11 protein-coding genes are annotated in these 19,924 nt (G+C 58.1%); 1 reads left to right on the top strand and 10 read right to left on the bottom strand.

The window, feature by feature from the left end; all coding sequences use genetic code 11:
* The 3 genes from NSE01_RS20440 to NSE01_RS20430 form a co-directional block, all read right to left on the bottom strand.
* The coding region (locus NSE01_RS20440; protein WP_147161429.1) for a UvrD-helicase domain-containing protein at window positions 1–1,429 on the bottom strand (1,429 nt) is incomplete at its 3' end.
* The gene (locus tag NSE01_RS20435; RefSeq protein WP_147161428.1) at window positions 1,422–4,136 is read right to left on the bottom strand and encodes a PD-(D/E)XK nuclease family protein; all 2,715 of its coding nucleotides are present in this window, start codon (window positions 4,134–4,136) and stop codon (window positions 1,422–1,424) included. The genes NSE01_RS20440 and NSE01_RS20435, both read right to left, overlap by 8 nt.
* 57 nt (window positions 4,137–4,193) lie before the next feature.
* Window positions 4,194–5,186: a helix-turn-helix transcriptional regulator gene (locus NSE01_RS20430; protein WP_147161427.1), complete on the bottom strand. Its 993-nt coding sequence runs from the start codon at window positions 5,184–5,186 to the stop codon at window positions 4,194–4,196.
* 104 nt (window positions 5,187–5,290) lie between these two features.
* Here NSE01_RS20430 and NSE01_RS20425 point away from each other — a divergent pair, with 104 nt between their 5' ends.
* The gene (locus NSE01_RS20425; RefSeq protein ID WP_147161426.1) at window positions 5,291–7,372 is read left to right on the top strand and encodes an AAA family ATPase; all 2,082 of its coding nucleotides are present in this window, start codon (window positions 5,291–5,293) and stop codon (window positions 7,370–7,372) included.
* 36 nt (window positions 7,373–7,408) lie between these two features.
* Here NSE01_RS20425 and NSE01_RS20420 read toward each other — a convergent pair whose 3' ends face one another.
* The 7 genes from NSE01_RS20420 to NSE01_RS20390 all read right to left on the bottom strand — a co-directional run bounded on the left by NSE01_RS20420 (window position 7,409) and on the right by NSE01_RS20390 (window position 19,646).
* Window positions 7,409–15,079, bottom strand: a complete 7,671-nt coding sequence (locus NSE01_RS20420) for a DEAD/DEAH box helicase (protein WP_170233920.1) — start codon at window positions 15,077–15,079, stop codon at window positions 7,409–7,411.
* A gap of 122 nt (window positions 15,080–15,201) precedes the next feature.
* A complete protein-coding gene (locus NSE01_RS20415; protein WP_170233919.1) occupies window positions 15,202–16,059 on the bottom strand; it encodes a hypothetical protein in 858 nt (285 codons plus the stop codon).
* A 5-nt stretch (window positions 16,060–16,064) separates the two neighbouring features.
* Window positions 16,065–16,757, bottom strand: coding sequence for a HEPN domain-containing protein (locus NSE01_RS20410; protein WP_147161423.1), 693 nt, complete (start codon window positions 16,755–16,757; stop codon window positions 16,065–16,067).
* Between the two features lie 349 nt (window positions 16,758–17,106).
* Window positions 17,107–17,679: a hypothetical protein gene (locus NSE01_RS20405; RefSeq protein WP_147161422.1), complete on the bottom strand. Its 573-nt coding sequence runs from the start codon at window positions 17,677–17,679 to the stop codon at window positions 17,107–17,109.
* Between the two features lie 206 nt (window positions 17,680–17,885).
* Window positions 17,886–18,824 carry a hypothetical protein gene (locus tag NSE01_RS20400; protein WP_147161421.1) on the bottom strand — a complete coding sequence of 313 codons (939 nt, stop codon included), beginning with the start codon at window positions 18,822–18,824 and terminating at the stop codon, window positions 17,886–17,888.
* A 90-nt stretch (window positions 18,825–18,914) separates the two neighbouring features.
* Window positions 18,915–19,139 carry an AlpA family phage regulatory protein gene (locus NSE01_RS20395; protein ID WP_147161420.1) on the bottom strand — a complete coding sequence of 75 codons (225 nt, stop codon included), beginning with the start codon at window positions 19,137–19,139 and terminating at the stop codon, window positions 18,915–18,917.
* Window positions 19,140–19,184: 45 nt separating this feature from the next.
* Window positions 19,185–19,646 (bottom strand): transcriptional regulator, encoded by a 462-nt coding sequence (locus NSE01_RS20390; protein WP_147161419.1) that lies wholly within the window; start codon window positions 19,644–19,646, stop codon window positions 19,185–19,187.
* Between the last annotated feature and the right edge of the window lie 278 nt (window positions 19,647–19,924).

Raw genomic sequence — 19,924 nt, 5'->3', positions numbered from 1 at the left:
GGGACAGGAGACGATCAGCGATGAAATGCTGGGGCTTTCCGCCGGAGCGGGCACCGCGCTTGTTGGCCAGCTCGATGACCTCCAGAGCAGTGTCGTGTCCCGAGGCATTCTGCGCGGCAAGCGCCGTATAGTCCTCACCGAAGAGGCACGGCCCCAGTGCGTTCACAAAATCCATGATGCGCGGATCAGAGCGCCAGTTCCGGTAGAGCGGGCTGGTTTCAAATTGCTGTGTAAGGGCGACAGTCAGTCGCGGATCCGCGCCCTGGAAGCCCATGATCGCCTGCTTGGTGTCGCCGACGATCAATGCGCGTTTGGCCTTGCGGGCCAGCGCCCACAGAAAGGTGAACTGGATCGGGTTGGTGTCCTGGAACTCGTCGACAATGACGCAGTCGACCTCGTCCATGATGGCGCCAAGCACGGCGGGCTTTTCATCGAGTATCCGCGCAGCGTTGGTCACCATGTCGCTAAAGTCGATGACGCCGAGCTCGCGCTTTCGGGTCTCGTAGTCCGTCATCGCCGACTGTGCGCCTTCGACGAGAGCGCGCGCATGCGAAACCGCATCCTCGAGCGGTCCGGGGTGAAAAACCAGGTTGTCAGCCGCCAGCATGACCGCAGATGCAAGATCGTCGTAGCCGTCAGGGGTCGGACTGCCGCGCATCGACAGACGCAGGCCCCGCAGCTTCTGCCACAGCCGCCAGTCTGTACCGCCGGATGCGAGCAGCTGCTGAGCCTGCTTCAGAGCGCGGAAGTTCTCGCGGAATGCTGTCTTGGCGGTGGCACTACCAGCATCGTCAGCGAGCGAGCGAGGAAAGGCCTGAAGCAAGGCATCGACAGTCTTCTGGAGCGCTGCAGCCAAAGTCTCAGATTTGCCGATAGGTGCACCGTATCCGGTCCGGATGGATGCCTCGACAAAGTCGGCCATCGCCGGATCGCTGCCTCGCGGACCGAGCGTTCGCAGCAAGGCGATGACGCCGAGCAACTTCTTGCGGAAGCTGTCCTCTGCGGTTTCGTCCGACGAGAAGCTTCCTTGATAGCCAAGGGCGGCGAGGTTTCGGGAAAGCTCGCTCAAAGCAGGATTTTCTTCGATCGAGCGACGGATCAGCAAGTCCTGCTCGTCTTCAGCGATCAGACGCTGCTGCGGAGATGAACCCGATGCGAAGGCGTGCTCGATCAGCAATCGGCGCCCCAGCCCGTGAATGGTGGAGACATAAGCTCTCTCGACAGCCAGCGCTGCCGACAGATTGCTGTCCGCAATCAGAGCGCCCCGGATCCGCTGCCGCAACTCCCCGGCGGCGGCTTCTGTGAAGGTGACCGCGAGGATCTTCTCTGGGCGAACCATGCCGTCCCTGACCCATTGGGTGAGGGTTTCCTGGATATGGTGCGTTTTTCCAGCCCCGGCGCCTGCGGGCACAATCGAAAGTTCAGTCATCGAGTTCGTCCGGGAGGGTTACAGAAGGAGCGGTATCATCACGCATGAATGCGGTGATCAACGGACTGTCTTCGAGAGCGTAAGTGCCAAGTGCGGCGGCTTTCTGGAAGAATTTGGCGTCTGCCGTGGTGTTCGTTTCGAGCCGGCCAGCCTTGAGGGCGTCGAATCTCGCCGAAATCAGAGCAAGTGCATTCACGGCGATGTCACCTGCGACGAGTTCGACATCAGTGCTGTCAAACACCTCGATGCCATTGAGAAGGACGTTGCCGTCGTTGAGAGTGTGATAGGCAACCGCCGGCTGTTTGGACCAGCCGTTCAAGGTCTCGCCAATGCGAACGACAGCTTCGTGGCTGCGCTCATCGATCCGAACGGTCATGCGCCGATAGAGATCGACCTGCAGGTCCCAGCCCTTCTGCAAGCGCTGTCTGCGGGTTCCGGAGCTGCTCTTTTTGTAATCGACGACGATCGGCTGCCCATCGGGAAGGCGAAGCAGGCAATCCGCTTTGCCATGTACGGGATGCTCAAACAGGGTCCCCGAGAGCCAGAATTCGTTGCCCACGATCTCGGCGTTGAGGGATTTTAGTACCATCGACCAGTGCTTGGCGGACTTGGTGATTTCCGCCTCCAGCGTGTTGCGTTCGACAGCCCAGGCCGACGTCTGCAGGAACGGCGCAATTGCACGAATGCGTTCCAGAAGAAGCTCGGGTACCTTTTCTTCGATCACTTCGTCGGACGGGTGGTCCTTGCCCGGCGGGAAGAGGCGTTCGAATACCTCGTGGGCGAGAGAGCCGCGCAGCATGACGTCAAGCGCTTCCGGCTGCCAAGAGACGTGCTCGGCGCCGAGTTCAGCCAGGACCCAGGCCAGCGGGCTGATGAGGAGCTTTTCAAGCCGGCTCGGGCTCTGCGCTCTCGGGGTGCCATCATCCTTCTTGCGCAGGCTCAGGAGATCGAGATCAAACTCATAGTGCGTTGGCACTTCGATGGGCTCGATGGGGTCGACCAATGGTCGCGGCTTCCAGGCCACCAGCCTGTCCCAGATCGTACCTTCACTATACGTGAGCGGTACGACCAAAGATTCAGGATCATCCATGCCGGTGATGAGCCGGGAGATGAGTGGCAAACTTGACGAGGCGGAGAGAAAGCTGCCGCTGCGATCGCGTTCTGACAGGAGGAATATGACCTGGTCACTTGCGGCTCCAATCTGCCGCGCGAAAAGGTCGAGCGATGCATCGAGCTGCTTGGCCTGGGACGGGAGCTGCAAGCCGATGGTGTTTGAGATCGCCTCAACCTCGCTGTCGAGGAAGAACGGATTCCCCGAAGGTGGGGGCGGATAGGCACCGTCGTTGAAGCCGAGGATGAGAAGTCTGCGAAACTGCCGCTTAGGCATTTCATGCGCCAACATGACCGAGATACTGCCCAGGTAGTAAGGTCCACGTGGGCAAGGCGGTGCCTGGTATGCTGCGGCCAATTGGATGGCCTTTTCCAGTTCCGCTTCGGCGGCATCATTGCCATTGCCGAGCGTGGCCAAAAGGCGCGAAGCCAGCTGCTTCGCCTCAGCTACATCGGACGCAAGCAACTCGTCCTCACTGAGCAATCTCAGGAAGGAACGAATTTGCTCCTTGAGTTGACCGTTCGTCGCAGGTGACGCTGACCGGATCAGCGAGAAGAGCGCAGCCTGCTTTCCGTTCAAGTCTTGCACCAACATCGGGTGAAAATCGCCGGCCATGACGGCATTTGCCAAGGCCGATCCAACATCCGGGGACCAGCACAGAACGGGGGAACAGTATAGCGAGGCGAGCGCCATGGCGGGGGCAGGCCGCCGCCTGCACTGCAGGAAATGCAGGAGCGCTTCACTCCCAACATTTCTTCGATCCGGCGCAGCAGGAAGCGATGATGCCGTAAGGCCCGCATTCGCGAAGGCTTCCGACAGGTAATGCGTATACTCCGGCCCCGATGGCAGGATGATGCCGATCTCGCTCGCCGACAAAGTTCGATCCTCGGCAAGCCAGCGCTGGATGATGGCGGCGGCGGCTTCGCATTCCGTGAGTGCATCGCGGACGGAACAAACCGCGAGGCTGTCGTCTATGGGTACCGTTGGCGCCGACGGATCAAGCAGATGCCTTTGGACATGCCCGGCGAGGATCGATTCAGACGCTCGGCACGTCTTGGGGGCCGAGACCAGGCGGACGTAATCAATATCGTCCTCGTCCAGCTTGCCGTGGTGACTTTCGAGATGCTCGAGCACAGCGCGCTCGAGAGATGTCAGCTGGGTGCTATTCCGATCCCAGATCACCTGAAGCGACTGCAACGCATCGCCTGCCTCACAAGCGAGGAATGCCTTCAATATCGCCAATTCGGACGGAACGATTGCTGGATTACCAAACCAAAGATCCCGTAGCGCCTCGATATTGGTGCGCGCCCTCCCGCCAGTTGCCAGGGCGGCGGTCGCAATGGATCCAGGCTCGAGGTCCCGCGTGGCCATCATCAGATGGCGCAGCATTGCGGCAACAGCCGTGGCTGTCTGTTCGGGGGCGACAGTAAAACTCTCCGCCCATGGGGCATCCTTACTCTGCGCTTCAAGAACCTCGCGCAGCGGCATCTCGGCACAATGAGGCAAGGCATAGAGGCTCGCCAGGAGCTGCGGACTGAGCGGCATGCAGCTCGCAAATGGCGCGTGGCCGATCCGCAGATGGCAGTTCTCAAACATTCAAACTAATCCCCCGACGACTGTCACATCGCGCCCAACACGCTTTCTGCCCATCAGCTACGACAATTTCGGTCGCAACATTTCCTGAGCCGCCGCGAGCCGCTGCTCCATCGTGTCCTGCAATGCCGCTGGCCCTTCGATCAGCAAATCGCCCGCCCATCCAAACAGGTGATTGGCGAGCTCAAAGAGCCCTCCGGATCGAAATCGCACCAGCAGTTCCTCGCCATCATCTTCGAATCGCTGATGCGGGTGGAACCGCCATGCCCGCGCTCGCTCGACCGCATGCGGGCGGACCCGCAGCACAATATCGTGATCTTCCTCTTGCCAGATGCCGAAGCTGCGGGACATCCAGGCGTCGAGATCCCAATCATCCGGTGGGCAACCGACTACCCCGCTATCTCGAACGTTGCTCATGCGATCGAGCCGAAAGGTGAATGGGGGATCATCCCGGTCAGGCATTTTGCCAAGCAGATAGGTGATGGGGCCATGGATCAGGCCGTATGGGATGACCCGCCGCCATGCTGGCGCAGCAGCCCAATCGGGCTGATAATCGAAATCCACACAATGGGCGGCAAGGATCGCTGACTGGATCGTTGTCAGATCCTCAGGCGAAGCGATGACGGCTGGCCCTGCCGCAACGCGGGATCGCTGCAACCGGGTGAGCAGATCGAGGTCATTGTCCAGCCGACGCCGCTCAGCGCTGTCAAAGGCGATCTTGATCTTGGAGAGCAGCTTCTCAAGCGCTTCGGTGTTGGCTGTGCCCTCGATCCGCCCGGCTTCGACCACTGCCTGGAGCGCGGCGACTTCGGCAGCGTTAGGCCTAGCATAGGCCCGGCCCGGGCTATCCTTGATCCTGAATCGTTTGATGCGCCCATCGATGGTTTCGTCGAGGTCGAAATGAATGAGTATGACGTTGCGAAGTCGCTCAACAGTCCGGCGGTTCACCCCAAGCAATGCAGCCATCTCATCGAGCGACAAGCCTTCGATGCTTTGCGTCAACGCATGCACGAGTTTGAGTGTACGATCGAGGTTACTCAGGCGCTTTGTCATTACAGCCACTGCTAACTGCCTGTCCTGCAAGCGCAAGTCGCAACACGCACAACCCCCAAGTTATACGACCATATTTGTCGCACCCCTGTGTTTGAAATCTCCACATGGAACCAGAACTCAGGGAGATTGCGCGCAAAATGGCACGTCAAAGGGCAGCACAGGCGGAATTCAGCCAGAGCGAGCAGGGTGAAGCAGCGCATTTCGCTCACGCTGCTGCGCGCGTTTTGCAGGCGTTGAGTGTCAATCAGGTCAAGCGGTGCGGCGAGGATCTGATCGACTTGATTGACCGCGAGGTGCCTGTTGCTGCGTTACATAAGCTCACCAATCGGGAAAAGCCTTCAGTGGCGGAAATGCGGGCTGTCGCTCGGCAACTGGCAGCGAAGCGCGCCGTGCCAACCCAGTTGGACAGCGTGTTTGCATGGGTCGGCGAGCTGTTCGGCCTCGATTCCGCTGAGGTCACCATCCTCAGCATCTTTGCCCGCTGGGGAAAATTTGAGTGCTGGCGAGAGCTCGTGCGCCGGGCACCCATCTCATGCAGCAACCTCACCCCGAGTGCTGTCGCCCAACTCTCCGGTCTCGCCGGCAACACCGTCGACCGAAAACTGATGCCCGGTGCACCGCTGTTTTCCTCGCGCCTTCTGCATGACGACCGCGACGGAGAATACAGCCTGAGCCCCCTGCTCAGGCGCCTCATTCGGGTCCACGCAGAAAGCCGGGACGAGATGCTGCGCTGGCTGATGCCCGAACCGGAGCGAGGGGGATTGCTGTGGGATGACTTCGAGCACCTCGATCCATTGCGGAGCATCGCTCTCAAAGTCATCACGAGCAAAGAGCCTGTCAGCATCTTGCTGTTCGGGGAGCCGGGCACCGGCAAAACCGAGTTTGCGCGCACCCTTGCCACGGAGGCCGGAAGCGGCGCGATCTTTGCCGGTTTGAGCGACGATTTCGGCAACGAGCCCGATCGCTCTGAGCGCCTCGATCATCTGATGATCTTGCGGGCGATGTGCCGTCATCACCGCGACAGGGTCATCGTCGTCGATGAAGCCGACGATGTCCTGATGATGAGCGAGCGCAAAGGCAGTTCCAAGCAATGGATTAACCGTCTCGTCGAAGCACCGCAGGTTCCCACGATCTGGATCGTCAACCAGCGTTCGCGATTGGATCCCGCCGTCCTGCGACGCATGACCCTTGCGATCGGCTTCGATCGCCCGCGCTTGGCTGTGCGAGAGCGAGTAGCCCAAAGGTCCGCTGAAGCCGCATCGGTTGACCTCAGCGATGCTGAACTGCGCGATATCGCTTGCCTGAAAGCGCCCCCTGCCGTGGTGGCTGCAGGTATGAAGGCTGCCCATCTTGCCAATGGCGGGGCAGATGTCGCGAAGACTGCGATCCACAGCGTCATGCGCGTTCTGGGACAGTCCTGCACGCCGGAAGGGTCCGGCTGCTCAGTCTACGACCCCAATCTGTCGCGTGCGGACACGGATTTGTCTCGCCTTGCTGAGCGCCTTGCCGCCACCCCAGACCGTGGTTGGAGCCTGCTGCTGTCCGGGCCTTCAGGTACTGGCAAATCCGCTTTTGCCAGGCATCTCGCCCAGGTCGTGGGATTGGAGATCGAAGAGCGGCGGTGCTCGGACCTCATGAGCCCCTATGTAGGTGAGACCGAACAGAACATCGCCGAAGCCTTTGCCAGGGCGGCGGAGCGCGGCGCACTTCTGTTGATCGACGAGGTCGACAGCTTCCTGTATCGCCGCGAGGCCGGTCAGAGGAGCTGGGAGGTCAGCCAGGTCAACGAGATGCTGGTGCAGCTCGAACACCTCCGTACTCCCTTCGTCGCGACGACCAATCTGGCCGATAACCTTGATCCGGCGACACAGCGCCGCTTCACGATCCGCGCCGCGTTCAATGCCATGACACCCGCTCAGGCCAGCCAGCTTTTCAAAGCCAGATTCGGGATCGACTGGCCTTTGGAGTGGCCCATCCACCATGGCCAAACCCCCGGCGACTTTGCCGTCGTTGCGCACCGCGCAAATCTGCTGGCGGAACGAGATCCTGCTGTCCTGGTGCGCTGGCTGCGTGACGAGATTGAAGCACGCGGCGACCACGCAAGGGGCACGATGGGGTTTCATATCCCTTCACCAGCGGCAACGGCAGCGGCAAACATCGATAAGCGAAACCTGAGGGCCGCTTAAACTCACCAAGGATGGCTCGGAAGGCATATTACCAAACTATCGAATTTGCCCCGACACCAATGCCACGTACCCCCAACCTCGTTCTGTCACGCCCACCGCCAGATCACCAACGTCTGTCTCATTTGGGTAAAACCTGATGACTGAGCTCACACGCAGATCCGAATTATTGCTTCCCGCACCGTGCTTTTTCGCCAGAAACCCAATCTGACGCACTGTGCCCGAAGCGCTTCGATGTAGCAGCGCCTTGTTCGCACCTAGTCCTATTCCGCCGAGAAGCACGGGATCACCCACTTTCACTTCGCGCTCGATATAATCCTGACACTGCTCCGGCTCAGGATTGAAGCCGCTTCGTTGCAGTGCCCAGCCCAGTCCAACATCCTCAGGAGAACCGATGAGCACACATCCGTCGGTTTTCTGGCCATCGAAGGGAGCGGGTAGACTTCTTGCCCAGCTATGCTCCCGCTCTCCGACAAATTGCCACAAATTGCGTTTGGCTCTGGTCATTGCGACGTAGAGGAGTCGAGCTTCCTCCGCGGCGTCCCCTTCTAAATCCGCATGCCAGCCGTGGCGGTTCTTTCCGAATGGAAGGTATGATGGGAGTATCACAACGCTATCGAACTCGAGGCCTTTTACCTTGTGGATGGTCGACACGACAACGGTCGAAGCCGCCGCAGCTGTTCCCATAAGTCGGCTAAGATCATCGCTGCGCAACTCTTCGACGAAGCGGACGAGTGACGATATGTGCGGAAATGCCTGTTCTTGGCAGCATAGCTCCCAAAGATTTTCCAAGCTGACCATTTCTCCACCGGATGCGTTGCCCTCGGGGATTTTCATATTGCGGACGAATTCGCCGACAAGCTCATCAGCCAATTGGACCGAAAGCGCACGGTCTGACTTGGCGACTTCAGCTCGAAGAAAATCGAGCCAGAGACCGACATGACGAAGACTGGCCACCCGCAGGTTCGCCGTTCCTTGAACTGTTATTCCGGATATGTGCGGCTCAAGCAGCCGATGAACTTGAGCAACTTCCGCATTGGAGCGACAGAGGATAGCGACCGACTCTCCCGAGCGACCGCCAATCTGCTTCCATATTTTGAGTACTTCACTGACGGCGTCACCGAACAATTTCCCGCGCCAATCAAGGCGATGACATTCTGATCCAGCGGGTGCGTCTTGCCGGGTAACGAGAGGGGATTTCTTCAAGCGATGAGAGCGAGCTGATCGGTCAAAGAACGCAGCTATCATCGCCTGACTCTTGTGAACGATTTCCTCTCCGGAACGGAAGTTTACCGACAGCAAGAGCTGTTTGAGGTTGTCCCCTCCAAAGTCCTGGACGAAGCGGTCGAAGTAGGTTTCGGAAAAATTCCCCGCTGGGCGCTGCCACCTTAGAATATCCTGGTCATCGTCTCCGATCACCATGACACCTGCACGAGACTCGCTTCCCTGGTGTAGTGCGCGAAGGATGGCATAGACATCGTCGGTGAGATCCTGAAATTCATCCACCAGGATACAGCGAACATCACCGGCAACTGCACGACGAAACCCAGCATCTTGATCCAGGCGCCGCGCAAACTCGGATAGAACCCCGTCCATCATTGAATCTTCACCCTGCCAGCCATCCCTAGCGAGGTGCCCCATGGCGAACCCGTGAATGGTCGAAACGCGAAGTCTTGATGCGTAGGCGGCATAGCCCAGTGATTTGAACAGTTCACGGAGCCTCCGCTTGATTTCGAAGACCACCGCACGATTGAACGCGAGCACGACGATCTGTGACGGATGAATATGCTGTTCGCGAATGAGGTGAACGATGCGCCCCACCAGGACAAACGTCTTGCCGGCCCCTGGCCCCGCGTTGACCAGCAAATGCTGGTTGTATGGGTGGCGCACGACTTCCCACTGTGCGGGCTCTTCGGAGGTTTTGAACTTCTCGAAGAACTCTACCGCTTTGGTGGCACGCAGCTTCTCCTGCATCTGGATGATAATGCCCGAATTGTCCGGAGCATCATGATCGGTTTCCTCGATTTCCCCCAGCTGAGTCTCGAGAAAATCCTTCAAGCCACTCGCGTTGGACTTCGAAAAGTAGCCAGCAATGAATGCCTCTTGGGCATCTGTCCGCACATTTGCGAACAGTTCCATTGCGAGGTTGCGTGCTTCGGACAAGTCATTGACCTCGGCAAGCTCGCTCCAAAGTTCTTGGTCGTCCGGCTTGCCTTCGCCAAGCAGCACGATGTGCGAAAACTGGGCGATATCAACGCTCATTCCGACGAGATTCATCGTCGCCAGGAGGCCAGCTGTTTTCTTCAGATCCTGCTCGCGGAATTTCTTCCCAAAACTCGCATCTCGAACTCTTTCAACGAGCCGGGATATGGCAACTCGTTCATCTGAATTCTTAAGGACATCAAAGACCGATTGAGCACCGCGAACGAGTGCCTTACGGCGCGAGTCGGCATTTCGACCTTCAGATGGAGCGAGCTTAGCCTCCCAAAATACTGTTTCGTCGGCATTCGCGATTTGTCGTAGGCGGACTCCAGATGATCGCACCAAGGTCCGAAACCCATTGATGAAGGCGCGTTCATACCTGCGTCGACGTCGAACAGTTTCTTCGTCTGTCTCCGCTAGCTTTTTTGGTTCCGCCTTGCGTTCCTGATCATCTTGTCGGGCGGGCCCCTCTACGGCGACGGTCCGAATGAAAGGTTCGATCTCCACCAATTCGAAAGGATGGAATTCGACGCTGGCCTTCTTGGCGAGCTGGGCCAACAACTGCTTTGCGGCGGCATCGACGAACCGGAAGAGCGTTCGAATGTTGTCGTCACGCTCCTCTCGCGCCAATCGCCTGAGAGAAAAATCGATTTCCCGATTTAGCGAGACACCGCCGCGCTTTTCGAGGTCTACCAAGCCGGCCAGGACATCGTCGTTGGTATCCATCGATCGCAGACGAAACCTGATCTGGGAAAGATTGACGACTGCCGTTCGGTCCGATTGATCCGAATCTGTCGCCAATCGCCCCCAGGATCGGCTCGCCGGACTGGCGATAGGCCCGCTTCTACTTTGATCGGGAGATCTGTTGAACACTAATCCGACGATATCGGCGAGACCTTCGAGCAGCCGACCGAGCATGCCCGTTTGACTTGCCCCTGCTCTGCGCGTCTCAGCCTGACCACCAACATTAGGATTAACGGCGTCGGCGCTCTCGAGGTTAAGCAACAGCTGAGCCAACTCGCCAAGCGGTCCCTCCTCCTGCGAGATCCTCTCAAGGACCTGAGGAGAAATTTCGATTGTCAAAATGTCTGCAAGAGAGCCGAAGAGTGTAAGCCGCCCGGCTCGTTCCAGCCAATAAATGGCCATCCGCAGCCTCGTGGCTGCCGCTCGCCTCTCTGTTTCGGTTTCTAGCGGCTTGTAGCCCTCTGCGGGAACAACCGCGAGCAATTGTCCGTCGACGCTATATGCCTTGCCTCGGATTTCCGAAAATACGTCATCAATGTCCTGAGCCCTGAGAGTATTCCGCGCACGAAGGTCTCGTATGTGCTCGAAATCCTCATTGGAAAAGGGAAGCAGAGCGCTGAGGTTCGTTAGCTTTGCCTGCTCACGCTCGGCTTCGCCTCGGCCGATCCGGCCTACTTCTTGAAGGTAGTCTTCCAGATAGCCGGGCGGTGACAAGTGGACGACCCAATGAATATCTGGTATGTCCATCCCCATGCCGAACGCCTTGGTGGCGACGAGAACATCGAGTTCACCATCGCGAAAATCGGCATAGACCTCCTCCTTTGTCGCGGCATCAAGTCCAGCGTGGTAGAATTCGGCGTCGGTTCCACTGTCATCTGACAATCGCCTGGCAATGTCTTCCGCGAGACGCCTGGTTGGTACGAATACAATGACCGCGCTTCGCTGGCCGGTGTTCAGTCGGTTTTGTTTGGCATCAAAAATGGCCTTCTCGATGATCGGCAGACGTTCTGCCAATGCCCGGTCGAGATCGTCCTGACCGATTCTTCCTCGAACCCTGCACGGCAGGATCGAGATGTGAGACCTGATTGGGTGGGCAAAGGTTTCCGGACGAACAAGCATTGGCAGCCGGCGATCGGAGTCGATACCGGATATGATGGCTTCCAGTCGTTCCTTGTCAGACGCCGTGATCGTCGCTGAAAGGAGGAGAAACGGCGTAGGCTCAGCACCTCCGCTTTCACGGCACTTCCGCAGCAAGAGGTCTGTCGCATAAAAGTAATCGGGTCGGAATTCGAAACCCCACTGATTTACGCAATGCGCTTCATCGATCACTACATGATCTAGGCCACCATCCGAGCGCATCCGCTTGTCGAGAACGTCGAGGAAAGCAGCGCTTCTGAGGCGCTCAGGTGCGACGTACAAGAGCACCACCCGATGATCGAGGACGCCTTGCAAGACCTCCTCAATTTCATGTTTCGGACGGTCACCACTCAGGAAATCAGCCGACTCTGCGAAACCCAAATCGCGGAGACCTTCGACCTGGTCGCGCATAAGCGCCTTCAGCGGGGAAATGACCAGTGTAAGGCGTCTATTTCTCAAGCCGCGGCTTAGCGCGGGCACCTGGAACAGGACGGATTTCCCTTCGCCGGTCGGGAGCGAGACAAGCACGTTGCTGGTTCGGTCACAAATCGCTTCCATCGCCGATCGCTGCGACTCTTTGAAACCTTGAACGACCTTCGACGTACCATCTTTGGGGTTCCAATTTTCAACGAGGAAGCGTTCCATCGACGCGAAATCCGTTGACGCTTCCTCCCGAACAAGGCTGAAGGGCGACAGCACGACGTCCAACCGTCGGAGCTCGTCCTCGGAGAGGCCCGCTCCTTGCAAGGGAACTACGTCAGTATGCGCTTTCAATCCACGGCCGATGCCTGATAAGCGGGGGTCGATGAGTATTGCGGGCAACGTACCATAACAAAGCCCGTGACCGACAAGCCAACCGGCCAAATAGTCTGCCACCAATGACGGCATCGCTTCGAGAATCGCGCCAGTTCCGAAACTTCGGATTTTGACGGATTCTTCTTCCTCACTGGCCCCATCATCGGGCGCCTGCGAGTGTTTCGATTGATCCCCGGTGGCGTGAGAGCAGGCGAGCCACTCCTCAAGCGGCAGAGCTTCGATAACCGGTTGCAGGACAATGTCAGCGCTTTGGGCCAGGCTGTGCCAACTGGACCAATTGTCCAGGATGTCCACGACGGCGTAGCCCCTCCGGGCAGCACGGAGCAGGTGTTCGCGTTTACTCCTGTGGTCCGGACGCACTTCGCCCAAACCAAGTTCGCCGAGCGCCACTCCAAGCATTTTGATCAGTTCAGGACTTTCCGAACTTTCAATCAGGAGAATTGGTGTCGCCCGATCTTCTCGCCGGGAAAGCTCACCAAATGTACGCAGCACTTCCGTCCAGTAACCGAGTTGATCCATCGCCCCCGGATGCAGGACATGATGGCGCCTTGTCGCCAGGTTCATCCTGCCTGTAGACGCTGAGCCAACGGCGCCAGGAAGACGCTTCAACTCATCGGGGAGCCGCCAGGTAGTGAAACCTTGTAGACCGCCGCGACGTTCAAGAACGTGAGCAGCCCGATCCGCCCTTACCCATTCAGTCATCCCGTCTTTGCTTTTCAGACGGATTAGTGACGCTGACCGGGCATCCTGCAAATTCTGGCTGATGTCTCCCGGTGATCCATGTTGGCGACCAAAAACCAGGACATCCTGCTCGCCTGTCGCCAGACAACAGCTTCCAAGATCTGCATTGCGCCACCATTCCGGCCGGGAGGGCGTCGGCGCCACGCGCCAGCCACCCTTGGCCTGCGGTATCACCGCAGCACGATCAATCGCCGAAGCCAATGCCGGATCCCCTTCCAGCAACCAGAAGGGGATCATATTGCGCCTGATAGCGATATTTAGATCCGCAGCCATGCGGGCGACTGCAACAACGACCTTGGCCGCTGGTTGATGAAGTTTTGCCTCTTGAACATTCCGTTCGAGTGCCCCGACATCAATCTGTCGCAGTTCCAGGGGAAGCCCTTCGAGGGGATCAGCAGGAACCACCGTCACATGCGGTACCCAGTCGAATGTGCGTAGCTGCTCCTGCGCGACGATCAAAAGGTCGTCCGGATCGGCATGCGCAACAATGTCCGCCGGCATTTCGCGCGCATATTGGGGAGCTATCGCCAATGCCGCGGGCATAGCCTCAATGATTTGCCCTGCATCTTCAAACTCGCCAGCCAGTATCGATCGAGCGAATTCCGGAGTGAATTTCGAGATCTGCTTCTCGAACAACTCCCTAGTTGCCTGAGCATCGCCATCAGCGTGATGGTCGCCACCAAGGGCATGGGATTGCGCTTGGGGGGCCAGCAAAAACTGTATGAGCAACGTGTCCCATATCAGTGGCGGTGAAGCAGGACTGACGAAGCGTTGAATGATCGGCCAGTCCCAGGCCAGGAAGTTATGCCCTACGAGCAGTGGTGCTGAACGGATTTGAGCCCCAAGCTCAGCCATCGCGGCGGCGAGGTCCTCTTCGGATCCACGATCATGGAGGCGTCGTGCCAGACTCCCTCGCGCGCAACCTAGTTCCCAGACGAACTCGCCATCTGTTTCCAGATCGATTGCGAGGGACTCTCGGGTCAGAATAGTGACGAGACGAGACCGATAGGACTCTGATGCACTGAGTAACTCGGGCTCTGCGCGCCAAGCTGCAAAGTAGGCCGATTTTACTTCCGCAGGCAGGTACTCAAACAGTGTCAGAGCAGTGGCCGTACTTTGTTCCGCCCATCGGGCCACCTCGGCGGGCAACAACAGTTCGTTTCCAGCAAGCCTTGCGAGCCAAGCATCGACAAAATGGTCTGTTTGGAAGCGTTCACTGAGAAGCTTTGCGGCCAACTCCCGTTCAACGCTCTCAGTACCTTGAAACCAAGACCGCCAGTCATCTTCGGTGTCGCCGTCATCCTTTCGCAGAAGCCGACATTCCAAAAGCCGAAGCTTCAGCGCGTCATCCGCATTTTGCATCCACGATGGATCCGGTGCGCCCAAAGCGGCTAGCTGGCGAGGTTTAAATAGATCCAGGTCAAAAGCACGGCGCGGATGGCTAGGATGAAGTCGGGCTGCAAATTCATATTGGCAATGGGAAAGACGGTCCCAAAACGTGCCATCAGCTAAGTGACGGTCATCGATCTCGCAAAGGTGTGCCTTCCACACGTCTTCTAGCTCGGGGTCATCGAGGTCAGCGGGCGCATCGTTTTCCCATTGCCGGCAGTACCAATCCGCGCGCAGCAACCGCCACAAGCCATCCGTAGTCATCGAGTTCAAGCGATCCCGACGGAGGACATCGTACATTTTCTGATCGATCTCAGGTTCGTCGGCCAGAACCTGAACCTCGGCCAAAGGGTACCAGCGCACCGCTTCCCTACCAGTTCGTCTGCGCCGGTCGCTTCCTGTGATCAGGAGTAGCGGGGTGTTAGGCGGGGGAAGCGATTCTGCGCCGGTACGACGGCCAGCATAGCCCTTGAGATGAAAGAACAGGTCCTCTCCGCCACCACCAATGGCGACAAACCCGAATCCCCGGCCCTCGTCGATCCGGGTAACTCGCCCTAACAATGGCAATTCAAGGATCAGCTTTGAGGTAATGTCACTGTTGCGGGAGGGGCCCTGCTTTCGCGACTTCGAAGAATCTGACTGACCGAGTTTCTTGGGATCGACCAGACCGATGTCCTTCAATTGATCTCCCAACGACCTCATTCATCATGCCCCAGAAATTAGCAACTTCACTTTTCGTCCGGTCAAGTACCAGAAACGCGGAACGCAAAAATCGGTCAGACGCCGGTCGATGCTGAACATCGCTAATCTACTGACGCACACCAGACCTTTAAGACCTCTCCAAAAATCTTTTCGCCGGCTTCAGCTTCGTGAATCTTCCATAGCTGCTGCTCAATCAGCTTCCCGTATTCCTCAAAGCTCCAATGCTGCTTTACCGATACCGAAGGGTCAAAATCCCACGCGGGATAATGCCTTTCAATATCGGTAACGACAGGCTGGAAGGCGCTTTGATGGTACCGTACCAGAGCACTGGCGCAGCTTCGGACGACTGATTGAGCAACTTGATCTTCTCGTGTTGCCATGCGGCGAGCGATCGAAAGCCAATACTGGATCGCCGCATGATGAACGTACCCTGTCTGCATGCGCGCGGCCATGTTGATGTCGCGATCGGTCATGTGGGGCGCCATCGTGTCCAAGCCAATGAGCAGGTTGCCGTCGCCAAACGTCACTGCGGCCCCAAATAGCGCTCCCGGAATTCTGCACATGCCGTGTTCGACAATGCCAAGGAGCGCCTTGAACCCCACGGGAAGCGAAGACCAGTCACGATTGCTGTAGGCCAAAAGATCGATCGTCGCGGTTGACGCTATCCCCTCGTCAACCTCATTCTGCATGAAAACAATGAAGGCGGCTGGTGTGAAACGCCGGTGCTCCACCTCGTTCTTCGCCGCCTGATAAATCATCATACGTTTATCCACGGGCATGACGCGGACAAACAGGTCGTAGAGCCGGATGATGAGCTGCATGATCCTGTCGTCGGGATCGTGCTGTTGCCAGCGCAAGCAATGCCAGATGCGATTGTAAAGCTGCTCTCGGCCCGCAGGATCGAGATAGCCATCGATGAGCGCAGACGAGTCTGCAACGAGATCGTCTATCGTCTGCATGCAGCCTAATCCACTACCGGATAGTTCGGCATTGGCCATTCATGCTGGGGATTGTCCATCATCAGATCGACGAAGATCGGTAGCAAGCAACCAAGGAGCGACGCGCCGTCTCTTACTTGGTCGCGATTGACCTCGCTGTTCCAGGTTGCTCCACCATGCACCAGCTGGTTTCGCAGGACGTAGAGCCGGTCAAACAGGATCGATAAGATCCGGACAGTGTCGTGCTCCCGCAAGGCATGATTGATCGCCGTCCGACCGCGATCAAGCTTGTGTTCCCAGTCTTGGTATCCCGGCACGCCGTTTTGATGCTGCCAGAAGGGATGGTAGACATAGCGATTGTCCAGAAGGAGGCGGATCTCCTGGCTGAACCGCTGCCAGACCGCGTCGTAGACACGGTGACGCCCATCAAACTTCACCAATGTCGAGAAAAACGACTGAAACAGCCCACGTTCCCCTTCCGGTGCAGAGCTGCTGGCAGACGCCTCGACATCACCGGCATACGCCGCGTTGAAACCGATCCAGAGCAGAATGAAGCGGACGTCATGGTCCTGATCCTCGGCTTCCGCTCGCCGAAGCCAAGAAAGCGCCCGGTGAACGCGAAGTGCCAGCGGCGTCTGGAAGCCGTCCCGAAGCGAACGCTGCTTCTCTTTTAACACCTCAGGATGCAGCGAATTTCCGACAGGGTAACGATAAGCCATTGTCGCAGCTTAGCGAGCGGACCCCACTTGCGGTAGATGGGGCACCGTCGAAATTTAGCGTTCGCGGTTTAACTGCTCAATCCATCTAGGACACCGGCGGGAAGGACGTGCGAACATTCCTGACCTTTCGCCCCGTCTCAGCGACCGTTACGTCCATGCTCGCTTCCAGGGATGCCAAGCTCGTCAAACGACCACCGCTCTGACTTCCTCAAACGCGGTCGTGTCGCCCGCCGTCAGGATCGCTCCAAAATCCGACATCCGGATCGCCAGTCGGGTTATTCGGCCAGCGTGATACTGGCTGATCAGGCTTCGCCGAATCTAATGGCCGAAATTTTGTCCAGATCGCGATTTACGCGACTATCAAACCAGTAGTCTTGAACTTCATAAACCGCTCATGCTGCCTATCGATGGCTGCTCGCTGGCGCGGATCCAGGCGAAGCCGCGCGATGGTAGCGTCAACCAACTCGACAGGCTCGCAGTAGGGAGCCATTTTTCGACCATTCCATGCAGTAGCGTGCTCTGGGGCGATCGCGATAACGGCATCTTCTAGACGCATGATGTCAACCGTGTCCGGAAGGACGGTCCACACCGCTCTGCAATGGTCCGAAACAAATGCATTGCGGAGTTTTTTAGCGATCTTTCCGTCTGCCAAGTTGATTCTGTCGTCCCGGTCACGCCACATTCGTCCAACATTATACATGTCGGAAAAATAATGACTCATGCCCTCCGAACCACTTCGGTGACGGTTGTGGATCCGTTGGTAGAGCGTTTGCCGGACTGATTGCGTTGCTCCTATGTAACGAAGCTTCCCACGATGATCGACGAGACCGTAGAGTCCACGTGCGTCCCTTGGCGCTTCGCAAGTTTGACGCGGCTCGGCTTCCAAAAGCGTGCGAAGAATTTCATGCGGGCAGATTTGCATGGTGTTGGTCCTGCGCGATTGATCCTAGAGAACCCTTCCGCCTCGTTATCATGGCTAAGGGTGCCGTCTCTCCGGCTGTCACGCGTGTCCCCGCGTTCAGGGAAACCGGGTTCGGGAAAGGTGAACCGACCTGGCTTCATCCGGCGCGAAGCGTGTCGCCGGCCCCACGGGCGCCCGTAAGAGCGCCATCCCGATCGCCCCTCCGGCTATTCAGCCGGGGCGGTGTTGGACAATCGGGCTCTGTCGAAGTTCATGACGTAGGTTACGACCGGATCGACGGCGGCGAGCGGTCCGTGCCCGTCCGCCAGCAGCTTTACATCAGCCAGGGCGCAGCCTGTTTCGTTGGCGATCAGCTCAAGCCTCTGCCCAAGAGCCATTCCCGAAATCAACGCTGCGCGAGCACGCGTGGCCGGGTCGGAGATTTGCTCTAGCCGGGACGCCAGTATGCCAGGACGCAGGCTTCCAAGTATGAAACCGCGACGCGACAAAAGCCAATCGATCGCATCGAAGCGATTGATGGCAACAAAGCCGCGGTGAGAGACAGCACTTTTTCGCTGCCGATACTGCTCGACCGACCGCAGTGGGCCGTTCTTTCCGACCCGATTGCGCAGCGACCGCTCTTCTATCCCGGCAAGGTTTGCAACATCGGTGACAGTCAATGGTTCGCTAGTAAAGTCGCCCTGCGACCCGGCATCGAGTGCCTCGAGGAGATGATGCCAAGCCTTCCCCAGGTGGAGGAGCTGTTTGAGCGGGCCATTGCGGCTCGAAGTCCAATCATATGCGGCTAACGCGACATGCGACAGCGATGAAAGAAACTGTTCGATCGGATCGAGAGCTTCCTGTTCGATCTCATCGCAGGAGAGCCACCCGTCGCCAACACGCATTCCCAAGGACCGGGCAAGTAGTCGGTCGTGGAGATCTCGGACGCAAGCCGTGATGGCGAGGCGGTCTAAGTCGATGCGGGCCAACTGGACATCGCTTGCAAACCAATCCGTCGGAACGCCGCTTACGTCATTCACCCCCGTCAACTCGGCGACCAACCGTGCGCCGACTTCACCGCCCGCGAGTACAGCGAGCTCTTCCGCCTTGAGTACGAGTGTCTCGCGCAAGTTATGCTCAAGCGCCTCGATTGAGGGAATGTCCATGCCGATCTCCAATGGAAGTGATATGTGACCTATCACGACCAAAGAGTCAAGCGAGACGTGATAGGTGACCTATCACGGACAATTCCTCTCCTACCGCGTCTCAGCGATCGATGCGATCCAGGCGTCGATCTCCGTCTCAACCCAGACCGCGCATTTCGGCCCCAACGATCGAGACCTGGGGAATCGTCCCTCGCTCATCCGCTGGTAGATCGCCGAACGCCGCAATCCCACGCGCGCCATGACTTCCGGCAAGCGAAGCAGGCGCGCCCCGGGTGCCGGGACCACAAATGCATCTGTCTGTTTCAGATCGCTCATTTCCCGTCTCATTCGCAAGGTTCGGTCCCCTCCGAACTCTCAAGCTTACCGCGACAGCGACATCACGATGTCGCGGCCCACAAAATCATCGATGTGCTTGGCAAGCATTCGTGCCACGAGCTGTGAGGTGCCGTTGGCCCACCGAGGCCGCAGATCCTCAATCCGCCGCCCCAGGGTCCGCTGAAGATGGACTGGGAGGCTGGTGAAGAACTCTTCGAGAAATTCGCCCATCTCGCCATGCATCCACTCGCAAGCGAGCTCTTCTTGCCCGGCAAGAGCAAGAATCATGGTCGCGCGAGGGTGCGCTCCACAGGCGGCGAGCACAAGTGCCGCTTCGTCGAGCCCAATTGGCCGCTCGCCGCGCGCAACGCGAAGCAGGGTCTCGCGGTGCATCCCGCATTCACTGGCAATCCTGTGCCGGGGTTTGCCGGCGGCATCGATCGCATGGGCAAGCACGCGCGCCAGACTTTGATTAGCCGGTCTGTCGGCGGCGGTTGGATGGTACATGGTTGTCTCCTCGCATCTGCACTGGTTCGAGTCGCAGGCATATCGCGAAGCATCCCATGTAGGAAAACGAAAAGAACATACACGGAACATCTCGTTTAGAGGCGAATCAGTTCCTCTATCCGAGTCGTCGTCAAATCCCGGCTGCCGTAACGGCTTTCACCGACACAAAAATACTGATTTTACGTCGTTATCGTCGATTGCGAGCGCTGGACTGGAAAAGATGCGTCCGCATCCTTCCACCTCCAGACGGTATTGCCGATGAACACTTTCCTACGACC

Origin of the sequence: Novosphingobium sediminis, assembly GCF_007991615.1 — a bacterium.
GTDB classification, from domain to species: Bacteria; Pseudomonadota; Alphaproteobacteria; order Sphingomonadales; family Sphingomonadaceae; genus Novosphingobium; species Novosphingobium sediminis.
The sequence above is the reverse complement of the archived record's forward strand: the minus strand, read 5'-3'. Positions and strand labels throughout refer to the sequence as shown.

Coding starts and splice junctions, on each gene's coding strand:
- NSE01_RS20435 (WP_147161428.1), bottom strand. CDS start 4,136: ATGTTTGAGAACTGCCATCTGCGGATCGGCCACGCGCCATTTGCGAGC.
- NSE01_RS20430 (WP_147161427.1), bottom strand. CDS start 5,186: ATGACAAAGCGCCTGAGTAACCTCGATCGTACACTCAAACTCGTGCAT.
- NSE01_RS20425 (WP_147161426.1), top strand. CDS start 5,291: ATGGAACCAGAACTCAGGGAGATTGCGCGCAAAATGGCACGTCAAAGG.
- NSE01_RS20415 (WP_170233919.1), bottom strand. CDS start 16,059: ATGCAGACGATAGACGATCTCGTTGCAGACTCGTCTGCGCTCATCGAT.
- NSE01_RS20410 (WP_147161423.1), bottom strand. CDS start 16,757: ATGGCTTATCGTTACCCTGTCGGAAATTCGCTGCATCCTGAGGTGTTA.
- NSE01_RS20405 (WP_147161422.1), bottom strand. CDS start 17,679: ATGCAAATCTGCCCGCATGAAATTCTTCGCACGCTTTTGGAAGCCGAG.
- NSE01_RS20400 (WP_147161421.1), bottom strand. CDS start 18,824: ATGGACATTCCCTCAATCGAGGCGCTTGAGCATAACTTGCGCGAGACA.
- NSE01_RS20395 (WP_147161420.1), bottom strand. CDS start 19,139: ATGAGCGATCTGAAACAGACAGATGCATTTGTGGTCCCGGCACCCGGG.
- NSE01_RS20390 (WP_147161419.1), bottom strand. CDS start 19,646: ATGTACCATCCAACCGCCGCCGACAGACCGGCTAATCAAAGTCTGGCG.